The sequence below is a fragment of the Ochrobactrum sp. C6C9 genome, from assembly GCF_022627935.1.
Classification (GTDB): Bacteria; Pseudomonadota; Alphaproteobacteria; order Rhizobiales; family Rhizobiaceae; genus Brucella; species Brucella teleogrylli.
Genome location: NZ_JABXGB010000062.1, coordinates 1 through 10,587, shown reverse-complemented (window position 1 = coordinate 10,587; position 10,587 = coordinate 1). Strand labels below are relative to the sequence as shown.

Below are 10,587 nucleotides of genomic sequence, written 5' to 3'. Positions count from 1 at the left end.
CCGTCCGTCCCTCACCCGCCCGCGCACCATTTTGAGCCGGACCCTGTCGCGCGCCGACAATCAGTGCGCGTGCCGGTTCCCCCCCTGGGCGAAATTGCTGGCGCAAGCAACCTAGTGGCACCTATGATCTTCACCACGGAATGTTATGAACCCTCCGAACAATTTGCTGCCTGGCAACAGCACATGCTGCCCTTGCTGGACATGCGCCTGCCGGATGGAGTTCATGCCAGCGACGGATTTCTAGCATCTCAAACGGTGTGGAATCTGGGTGGCATGCTCCTCATCCAGCAGTCCGCACCGGCTTTCAGCTATGAGCGCCCGAAGGAAAAGGTGCGTTTCAGCACGATTGATCACTGGCAGATCGGCTTTTTGCGCAGCGGCCACAGCTGGACCGGCGTTGATGGGCGTGTGGCGGAAAATGAGCCGGGCATGATCGACGTGCGCTCGCTCGGCTATCCTTTTCGAGGGCGGGCCATCGCTTCAGAGTCCGTTTCCCTGATCATCCCCGTCGATCAGTTTGCCGGACGCGGCGGCATGCCTGAATCGAGTAACAACGTCACTTTGGGCGGCTACCGCGCCAAATTGCTGATCGACTTCGTTTCGAGCCTCGAAGACGGTCTCAGCCGGGTCACCAACGAAGATTTGCCGGCATTGCGGGATAGTCTGCGACAGATCATATTTGACACCATTGCGCCGCTAGTAAAGAAAATCGACGTCAGCGAGCAGATTTCCCAGTTGGGATTGATGACAAAGGCGCGGCGGTTCATCCAGAAAAATCTTATGTCGCGGGATTTGACGCCGGAAGCGTTGAGCCGTGAACTGGCGATTTCGCGCACGCATCTTTATCAGCTCTTTGAAGGGTCAGGCGGCGTGCTGAATTATATTCGCCAACGGCGCTTGTTTGCGGCTCATACCATGCTGGCGGATGCATCCGAAAATCGAAAGGTTGCGGATGTCGCGCTCGCTTTCGGGTTCGATTCCGCTGCTAATTTCACGCGCGCATTCACACAGCAGTTCGGCTATAGCCCCAGCAGTGTGCGGAAGCCATCGTCAAGGACCGATGCGGTGGCAGACGCGCATCAGGATCAGGCCCAGCCTTCGACATTCGAAACATTGTTGCGAACGCTTGCCATGTACGAGGCATGAAAGGAATATCTGGGCGAGAGCAGGCGAACAGGCATAAAAAAGGCGCCAGCGGCGCCTTGTTTTATGAACTGATCATTCTTCCGACCCATATGAGTATACACGCCCCGACGAAGCCTGAAATCAGATAACCGAGCCAGCCACCGAAGGACACGCCGAGCAGACCGAACAGAAAGCTCGCCACTGCAGCGCCGATGATACCCAAAATGATATTCATGAATATGCCGGTGTTGCTATTCATGAAATTGGAAGCAATCCAACCAGCAAGGCCGCCGATGATGATGGCAGCAATCCAGCCCACGCCTGCACCGCTCATATGATCCACTCCTCTAATCCGGTCTCGACAAACGGCATAGCCATCTGCCGAACCTTGAAACATGCCTTTCGAAATCATGCCCACAAGGCGGGCTACACTCGGAAAACAGGCACGTAAGACAACAGGTTTTCAAAAGCGTCCCAAAAGCACGGAAACACTTCACAAAATCGGATCGATCGTTCGAACTATCGACAGACGCCCGGAACATCTGCTTATCTCTTCAGATAAACTTGCCGCTCCAAGCGTCTGTTTATAAACGTGTTATGCGGCCAAATGTTCCCATTGGCCGCAAAATATCAAAGCCCGCTTGGAACAATGCCGCCATTGTCCTTGAGCTTCTGAATGACCTGCTTGTGCAGCCAGACATTCATCGTCGCGGAATCGCTCGTGTCGCCGGTATAACCAAGTTCCTTGGCAAGTTCCTTGCGGTGTTCAAGGCTGCTGTCGAGCCCGAGCGCCTTCATCAGATCGACGATAGATGCTTTCCAGTTGAGCTTCTGGCCGCTTTTCGCCACCGCTGCATCAAGCACAGCGCTGACATCGACAGAGCCTGTGGCGGCAGGTGCCGACGGCGCTGGCGCTGCGGTCGGGGAAGGTGCTGCTGTTGTCTGGCTTGGTTCGGCGGTTGCGGTCGTTTCGGCGGTAGGTGTCGCTGCTTGTGCCTGACCCCAGATGGCGCCCTTGATCTTGTCGAAAATGCCCATGTCGAACTCCAGTTGTAAAACAGGTGGCCCGACCGGGGGATTGTCACAACAGACGTGGTCGGACACTTCAATCAGCCAAAGGACTGGATGACTGTGCCGAAAAGAATGCATTATTTTGCAATTGGTTCCAGACAATATTGCATGTCAGTCTTCGATAACTGAATTTATGTCTGTATATCTTGTTAAGATGAACGACTTCAGCTCGAAATAAAGGGGGTTCGCTCAGTCTGGTGAATATAATAGTGCTCGATCGCAACATCAGGAAGTTCGGACAGATAAAATGATTGTCTGTCTGTTGCTTTCGCCGTTCCTTCACCGAACATGTTCACGTTTGATGCGCTCTTCAAAGGCACGGCAACGGAGAGGCCATAAAGAATGGCGCCCCAGATCACGAAGGGTGAGGCCGCAATAAGTACGAATATGTACTGAGCTGTTTCCATGTTGGTAATTTTGAGGTCATAGCCTGTAAACGTCAAAGAAAAGACGACCTCTTCAGGGCATGTCAGGCGCTTTGATTTGCCAATCTTTGCTGGAAAGAGGGGAATAAATGTTCAGCTGCTCCGTGGCAGCGCCTTTCAGTTGCCGACACCCGCCATGCGTGTGCTGTTGAATATCAACAATCTACGAAAACAAACGTTGCATTTTCGCCACAATGCGTTGCATAGATGCAACGCTATTGGGTATCATGGTTAATATGAACGCAGCGAATCTGACCACGGATATGGATAAGACGGAGAAAACGTCGCGCAAAGGCGAGGGGCGCAGGCTTCTTGCGTTGCCCGGTATTATCACCGTCGTTTCGGCGCTGATAACGGCGTCTATTTCCTTTGCGATCCTGATCGGCATTACCCCGATCACCCCTGACCGCACAGTCACGCTGGCCTTGGTCATCATCAATGTCGCGTTGATTTTGTTCCTGATTTTGCTGATTTGCCGTGAGGTCTACCGCATCGTAACGGCCCGGCGGTCGGGCAAGGCGGCGTCGCGGCTGCATGTCCGCATTGTCGCGCTGTTCTCCCTGATCGCCGCTGTTCCGGCGATTGTGGTAGCCATTGTCGCATCGGTGACGCTTAATCTCGGTCTGGACCGATGGTTCGACACCAATACGCGCGACATTGTGAATTCCTCACAGAGCCTCACCACGGCCTATATTCGCGAGACCGCGCTCAATCTGCAAAGCACGTCGTACTCGATGCTGCAGGATCTGGATGCGCAGCGTACGCTCTATAGCCTTGATCGGGGCGGGTTCATCGAATTGATGACGCTACAGACGCGTGGACGCGGTCTGCTCGGTGCATTTCTGGTGCGCGAAAACGGTTCCATTGTCGTGAAAAGCGGCACCGGGCTGGAAACGCGCCTGCCGCCGCCGACAGAAGATGCGCTAAAGACGGCGACTGACGGCAAGCCTGTCATCATTCCACCGGGCAACAGTAATTTTGTCGGCGCAATCATCAAGATGCGCGAAATTCCGGACGTTTTTCTCTACACGGTGCGCGCCGTCGATCCGCAGATCCTCGACGCAATGCGCCTGATGGAAGCCAATACGCAGCGCTATCAGGCGATGGATGCGAACCGCATTCCAACCCAGATTGCCTTTGCGCTTTTGTATTTCGGTCTGACACTGATTGTTCTTCTGTCGGCCATCTGGACCGGTATTGCCGTTGCGGATCGTCTGGTTCGCCCGATCCGTCTGCTGATCGGCGCTGCCGATGACGTAACAGCTGGCGATCTTGACGTTTCCGTGCCGGTTCGTTCGTCCGACGGCGACGTCGGCGCTCTGTCGGGTACGTTCAATAATATGGTCGCGGAGCTTAAAAGCCAGCGTAACGAACTGATTTCGGCCAAGGACCAGATCGACGAACGCCGCCGCTTCTCGGAAGCTGTGCTTTCTGGCGTGACGGCTGGCGTCATCGGCATCGAAACCGACGGTTCCATCTCCATTCTCAACCGCTCGGCCGAACATATGTTCGGGGTCGTTTCGGAGGATGCCGTGGGCAAAAGTCTGAGCAGCATCGCACCCGAAGTCGGTCAGGCGTTTGAAGTCGCCCGCACTGCGGACAAACCCGTACATCGCGAGCAGGTGAGCATGACACGCAGTGGTGTGGCGCGCACATTCAATGTTCAGGTTACCGTTGAAGATATTGAATCTGAAGACCATTCCTATGTCGTGACGGTGGACGACATTACCGATCTGGTGCAGGCGCAGCGCACGTCCGCGTGGGCCGATGTCGCGCGGCGCATCGCGCATGAGATCAAGAACCCTCTGACCCCGATCCAGCTTTCTGCCGAACGCATTCGTCGTCGCTATGGCAAAGTCATTACCGAGGATCGCGAGGTCTTCGACCAGTGCACCGACACCATTATCCGTCAGGTTGGCGATATTGGCCGCATGGTGGATGAGTTTTCCGCCTTTGCGCGCATGCCGAAACCGGAAATGCGGCAGATGGATATGCGCGAAGCGTTGCGTGAAGCGTCCTTCCTGATCGAAGTCAGCCGTAGCGATATCAAGTTCGAAAATGATTTCGGCCCCGAAAAGCTGGCTGGCTCTTTTGACAGCCGCTTGATCGGTCAGGCCTTCGGTAATGTCATCAAGAACGCGAGCGAAGCAATTGACGCCGTTGCTAAGGAAGACCGCGGCGAGGGGCATATTCTCATTCGGTCCTACAAGGCGGACGGGCAGTTGTTTGTTGATGTGATCGACAATGGCAAGGGCCTGCCCGGTGACGACCGCCAGAAGCTGCTTGAGCCCTATATGACCACGCGGGAGAAGGGCACCGGGCTTGGCCTCGCCATCGTCCGCAAGATTGTCGAGGATCACGGCGGGCATCTCGAATTGCATGACGCGCCAGCGGATTTCCACGGAGGTCGTGGCGCGATGATACGTATGGTCTTTCCCGATACGCAGGCCGGTACACCCGGCGCTGCCAACGGAAATGATGAGACAAAGATAGCTGGACAGGTGAATTGATATGGCAGCCGATATTCTTGTAGTTGATGACGAAGCGGATATCCGGGAGCTCGTAGCTGGTATTCTCAGCGATGAGGGTCATGAAACCCGTACCGCGTTCGATGCGGACAGCGCGCTGGCCGCCATCGGTGATCGCGTGCCGCGACTGGTTTTTCTCGATATCTGGCTTCAGGGCAGCCGTCTTGACGGTTTGGCTTTGCTGGACGAAATCAAGAAGCAGCATCCCGATCTGCCGGTGGTGATGATTTCCGGCCACGGCAATATCGAGACGGCGGTTTCGGCCATTCGTCGCGGCGCTTATGATTTCATCGAAAAGCCATTCAAGGCGGATCGCCTGATCCTCGTCGCCGAACGCGCACTGGAAACGTCTAAGCTGAAGCGCGAAGTGTCCAATCTGCGCAAGCGCTCCGGCGAAAGCATGGAACTGATCGGCGCATCGCTGGCCATGAGCCAGCTCAAGCAGACCATCGAGCGCGTTGCCCCGACCAACAGCCGTATCATGATCACCGGCCCTTCGGGTGCCGGCAAGGAACTCGCGGCCCGCGCCATCCATGCGCAATCGGCGCGTGCCAATGGGCCCTTCGTGACCGTTAATGCGGCGACGATCACGCCGGAGCGCATGGAGATCGAGCTTTTCGGCACCGAAATGGACGGGGGCGAACGCAAGGTCGGCGCTCTGGAAGAAGCGCATGGTGGTATTCTCTATCTCGATGAAGTTGCCGATATGCCGCGCGAAACGCAGAACAAGATTCTGCGCGTTCTGGTCGATCAGCAATTTGAGCGCGTGGGCGGCACGAAGCGCGTCAAGGTCGATGTGCGTATCATCTCATCCACGGCACAAAACCTTGAAGGGATGATTGCCGAAGGCACATTCCGCGAAGACCTGTTCCATCGGCTGTCGGTTGTGCCGGTGCAGGTTCCGCCGCTCGCAGCTCGTCGCGAAGATATTCCGTCGCTTGTCGAATATTTCATGACCCAGATTGCCGGGCAGGCGGGCATCAAGCCGCGCAAGATCGGTGCGGATGCCATGGCCGTACTTCAGGCCCATAGCTGGCCAGGCAATATTCGTCAGCTGCGCAACAATGTCGAACGCCTGATGATTCTGGCGCGGGGCGACGACGCGGATGCGCCGGTAACAGCTGATCTTCTGCCAGCCGAAATTGGTGACACGTTGCCGCGTGCGCCGACGGAGTCGGACCAGCACATCATGGCGTTGCCATTGCGTGAAGCGCGTGAGCGTTTCGAGAAGGAATATCTGATCGCGCAGATCAACCGTTTTGGCGGCAATATTTCGCGTACTGCGGAATTTGTCGGTATGGAACGCTCGGCCCTGCATCGTAAATTGAAATCACTCGGCGTATAAGCATCTGGTGATTATAGAAGCGGAGCAGTCATGCGGGTGATCGTATGCGGAGCGGGGCAGGTCGGCTATGGCATAGCTGAGCGGCTGGCCGCCGAGGAGAACGACGTTTCGGTCATCGATACGTCGGCGCGTCATATCGAAATCGTGCGTGATACTTTGGATGTGCGTGGGTTCGTCGGCCATGGTTCGCAGCCGGATGTGCTGGCTGCGGCTGGCGCTGACGAAGCGGATATGATCATCGCCGTCACGTTGTCCGACGAAGTGAATATGGTCGCCTGTCAGGTTGCACATTCGGTTTTCAATGTGCCGACGAAGATTGCGCGCATTCGCGCCCAGTCCTACCTTCAGGCTGAATATCAGGACTTGTTTCTCCGCGAAAACCTGCCGATCGATGTGATTATTTCGCCCGAACTGGAAGTGGGCGAGGTGGTGCTGCGCCGCATCGCCTTGCAGGGTGCGACGGATGTTCTGCGCTTTGCCGATGATCGCGTCATCGGCCTGGCCATCGAATGTCTGGAAGAATGCCCGGTCATCAACACGCCGCTCAAGCAGCTGACCGATCTGTTTCCCGATCTCGCGGCAACAGTGGTGGGCGTGGTGCGCAATGAAAATCTGTTCATTCCGCGCTCGTCCGATGAGCTGAATGCAGGCGATCTGGCTTATGTGGTCACCACGCGCGAGCAGGTTCGCCGGACGCTGTCGCTGTTCGGCCATGAAAAGCCGGAAGCGCGCCGCATCGTCATAGCAGGCGGCGGGAATATCGGGCTTTATGTCGCCAAGGCTATCGAAGACCGCAAATGGCAAACCCGCGTGAAGATGATCGAAAGCGACCACGAGCGCGCCTTCACGATTGCCGATCAGCTGAAGCGGACCATGGTGCTACATGGCAGTGCGCTGGATCAGGCTTTGCTGCAGGAGGCCGATATTCAGGATGCCGACCTGATGGTGGCGCTCACCAATCAGGATCAGGTGAATATTCTCTCCAGCATCATGGCGAAACGCCTTGGCTGCAAAAGCAACATGGCGTTGCTCAACACGGTCGCCTATCAGGATTTCACCCACATGGTGGGGATCGACGCCTATATCAATCCGAAGGCGGTGACGGTCTCCAAAATCCTCCAGCATGTGCGCCGCGGCCGTATCCGTGCCGTCTATAGCGTCTATCGCGACATGGCGGAAATCATTGAAGCTGAAGCGCTGGAAACATCATCGCTCGTCGGCGCGCCATTGCGGGATCTCGATCTCCCGGTCGGCTTGCGAATCGGTGCGATCTACCGGGATGGGCAGGTGATCCGGCCCAATGGCGACGTCCGCATCAAGCCGAAGGACCGGGTGGTTATTTTCGCTACTGCGGAAGCTGTAAAGCATGTGGAACAGATGTTCCGTGTCAGCTTGGAATTTTTTTGACCATAGAATTCTGATATAGTTAATTAAATATGAGTGGTATAAGTCTTCAAGCTGCAATCTTGGGGGCTTGTATGGATATTTGTACCTTCTGGTACGGACCTCGCTTGCGCGAGGTCGATCGGATTTGTCTCGCATCGATGGTGATGACGGGCCAGCGTGTGAAGTTATTTGCTTACGCGCCAATTGAAAATGTGCCGTCTGGCGTGGAATTGCATGATGCCAATGCGGTTCTGCCGGAAAGTGCATTCACACGGCTGGATTGCGACTATCCGAATTTTCGTTCATCGCGAACCATTGTGCAGTTCAGCGATATTTTCCGCATCATGCTGATGAAACACCAGCAGGGCGTATGGCTCGACACGGATGTTTTTCTCGTAAAGCAATTCCACCCAGATCCGCAGAAGCCGTATCTTGCGCGCGAAAACCGGTTTCGCGTCGGTGTATCGGCGCTTTACTTCCCGTCGGACCATCCGATTATTGGCGAGTTTGAAGCCTATATGGGCGCGACTTATTCCCTACCGCGATGGCTGGGAGTACGGCGTGGAACGCTGCGACCGCTCTATTACCGGGCAATCGGCAAGGAAGTTACGCCAGCATCTATCGGTATCACGGTTTTCGGCAATGACGGCATTTCACGCCTTGCCCGCAAATACGGAGTTTTCAAAAACGCCGCTCAGCAGGAGAATTTCTATTATTGGGTGGGCAAGGATGCGACCCGTATCTACGATCCTGCCTATGGTCTGGAGCCGCTCAATCATCCCAACTTCATCGGCTTCCATGTTCATAAAAAACACAAGGAAGTTGTTTCATTGCAACCCGGAAGTTTTTACATGTGGATGAGGGATCAGGTTAAGCCTCTGCTGGAACACAATGATAACATTGAGCTTTCAAAGGCAGGCTGACCGACAGCCGACAGGCTTGTGAGCAATATTTGACGCGTGTTCAACAAAAATGTCGGTTGCGCAAAGATTCCCATCCTGTTAACCGAAGCTAGAGGGCGAAGCAGTTGTCTTTCCACAGCAATTGCAGTTCTGTACTGGCGCCTCGCGCTCCGGTGCTTGATTTATGCAAATGCGCATGCTCGTCTGGAGCATTTCCAGCAAAAGTGTCAAACGGTTTTGCTGGTCGAGAAGTGCACGAAAACAAAGAGATAGAGCGGGTTCACCGCTTTGACGTATCGCGAACAGGCTGCTGATCGATTAAAGGAATAAAAACAATGGCTGAACGATCGCAAAATCTTCAAGACCTTTTTCTGAACTCCGTACGCAAACAGAAGATCTCGCTGACGATTTTTCTGATCAATGGCGTAAAACTGACCGGTATTGTGACGTCGTTCGACAATTTCTGTGTGCTTCTGCGCCGCGATGGTCATTCGCAACTTGTTTATAAGCACGCAATTTCGACGATCATGCCGAGCCAGCCGGTTCAGATGTTCGAAGGCGAGGAAGCCTGACGCTTTCCGAATTCCATTCGGGTGTAGCGGCTTCGTCCATCGATGTCGCGTCGCGTGGATGTTTTGTTAGGCGATTATTTCCGGGTCTCAGCCATGGGACTCGGATATATTTGCTTTAACGCCCGGGGCGTCTTCCATTTGAAACACGCATAGCGGCGACCTATTTGTGCTTGATGATGGAGCGCAATGTCTCTGCACTCCCCGGAGAAAATTTATTTGTCCAAATTCAAGGATAAAAACGCGTCATCCTTCGACGCGCATAAAGACGATGCGAACAAAGGCTACGGCCTTTCCGAACAAGAACCGACCAGAGCTGCCGTCGTCGTTCCCATTTTGCCGGAGCGCTATAGTGCGAACGGCTCGGGCGAAGAAGGCGCACGCACGCAGTTCCAGCGCTCGAACGAAGCACGTCTGGAGGAAGCGGTCGGTTTGGCGCGCGCCATCGATCTGGAAATCATTCACGCAGAAGTGGCGATTGTCACCAATCCACGGCCCGCAACCTTGCTTGGTGCAGGTAAGGTCGAAGCCATTGCCGATACGGTCAAGGAAAACGATATCGGGCTGGTCATTGTCGATCATGCTTTGACACCGGTACAGCAGCGCAATCTCGAGAAGGAATGGAACGTCAAGGTCATCGACCGCACGGGTCTGATTCTTGAGATTTTCGGTGAACGTGCGCGCACCAAGGAAGGCGCGCTGCAGGTCGAACTGGCGCATCTGAATTATCAGAAGGGCCGACTGGTTCGCAGCTGGACCCACCTGGAGCGTCAGCGCGGCGGTGGCGGCTTCCTCGGCGGTCCGGGTGAAACGCAGATCGAAGCCGACCGTCGCTTGCTGCAGGACAAGATTCTGAAGATCAAGCGCGAACTGGAAACGGTGGTGCGCACCCGCACACTGCACCGCCAGAAGCGGCGCAAGGTTCCGCATCCGATTGTCGCCCTTGTGGGCTATACCAATGCCGGAAAATCCACGCTGTTCAACCGTATGACCGGTGCCGAGGTGCTGGCCGAAGACATGCTCTTCGCCACGCTCGATCCGACTTTGCGGCGCATTCGCCTGCCGCATGGCGAGACGGTGATCCTGTCTGATACAGTTGGATTTATTTCCAACCTGCCGCACCATCTCGTGGCTGCCTTCCGCGCGACGCTGGAAGAAGTGGTGGAAGCCGATCTCATTTTGCATGTGCGCGATATTTCTGATCCGGACAATGCCGCGCAGGCTGATGATGTCGAG

10 protein-coding genes are annotated in these 10,587 nt (G+C 55.3%); 7 read left to right on the top strand and 3 right to left on the bottom strand.

Annotation, left to right across the window (positions count from 1 at the left end; genetic code table 11):
* Positions 1-63: 63 nt before the first annotated feature.
* Complete coding sequence (locus tag HWD97_RS23670) at positions 64-1,146, top strand: helix-turn-helix domain-containing protein (protein WP_371835751.1); 1,083 nt, start codon at positions 64-66, stop codon at positions 1,144-1,146.
* Between the two features lie 61 nt (positions 1,147-1,207).
* Here HWD97_RS23670 and HWD97_RS23665 read toward each other — a convergent pair whose 3' ends face one another.
* From HWD97_RS23665 to HWD97_RS23655, 3 genes are all read right to left on the bottom strand, one after another.
* On the bottom strand, positions 1,208-1,459 hold the full coding sequence (locus tag HWD97_RS23665) for a GlsB/YeaQ/YmgE family stress response membrane protein (protein WP_109368950.1): 252 nt from the start codon (positions 1,457-1,459) through the stop codon (positions 1,208-1,210).
* Positions 1,460-1,755: 296 nt separating this feature from the next.
* On the bottom strand, positions 1,756-2,163 hold the full coding sequence (locus tag HWD97_RS23660; RefSeq protein WP_109368951.1) for a DUF3597 domain-containing protein: 408 nt from the start codon (positions 2,161-2,163) through the stop codon (positions 1,756-1,758).
* Positions 2,164-2,360: 197 nt separating this feature from the next.
* Complete coding sequence (locus HWD97_RS23655; protein ID WP_109368952.1) at positions 2,361-2,603, bottom strand: hypothetical protein; 243 nt, start codon at positions 2,601-2,603, stop codon at positions 2,361-2,363.
* A gap of 212 nt (positions 2,604-2,815) precedes the next feature.
* Here HWD97_RS23655 and HWD97_RS23650 point away from each other — a divergent pair, with 212 nt between their 5' ends.
* From HWD97_RS23650 to hflX, 6 genes are all read left to right on the top strand, one after another.
* Positions 2,816-5,131 carry a PAS domain-containing sensor histidine kinase gene (locus tag HWD97_RS23650; protein WP_109368953.1) on the top strand — a complete coding sequence of 772 codons (2,316 nt, stop codon included), beginning with the start codon at positions 2,816-2,818 and terminating at the stop codon, positions 5,129-5,131.
* A 1-nt stretch (position 5,132) separates the two neighbouring features.
* Positions 5,133-6,494 (top strand): sigma-54 dependent transcriptional regulator, encoded by a 1,362-nt coding sequence (locus tag HWD97_RS23645; RefSeq protein ID WP_124915978.1) that lies wholly within the window; start codon positions 5,133-5,135, stop codon positions 6,492-6,494.
* Positions 6,495-6,524: 30 nt separating this feature from the next.
* Positions 6,525-7,901 (top strand): Trk system potassium transporter TrkA, encoded by a 1,377-nt coding sequence (gene trkA, locus HWD97_RS23640; RefSeq protein WP_109368955.1) that lies wholly within the window; start codon positions 6,525-6,527, stop codon positions 7,899-7,901.
* A gap of 71 nt (positions 7,902-7,972) precedes the next feature.
* Complete coding sequence (locus HWD97_RS23635) at positions 7,973-8,803, top strand: hypothetical protein (RefSeq protein WP_109368956.1); 831 nt, start codon at positions 7,973-7,975, stop codon at positions 8,801-8,803.
* A 314-nt stretch (positions 8,804-9,117) separates the two neighbouring features.
* Complete coding sequence (gene hfq / locus HWD97_RS23630; RefSeq protein ID WP_002964239.1) at positions 9,118-9,354, top strand: RNA chaperone Hfq; 237 nt, start codon at positions 9,118-9,120, stop codon at positions 9,352-9,354.
* Between the two features lie 216 nt (positions 9,355-9,570).
* Positions 9,571-10,587, top strand: a 1,017-nt coding sequence (hflX, locus tag HWD97_RS23625) for a GTPase HflX (protein ID WP_371835750.1), incomplete at its 3' end; no start/stop codon positions are given.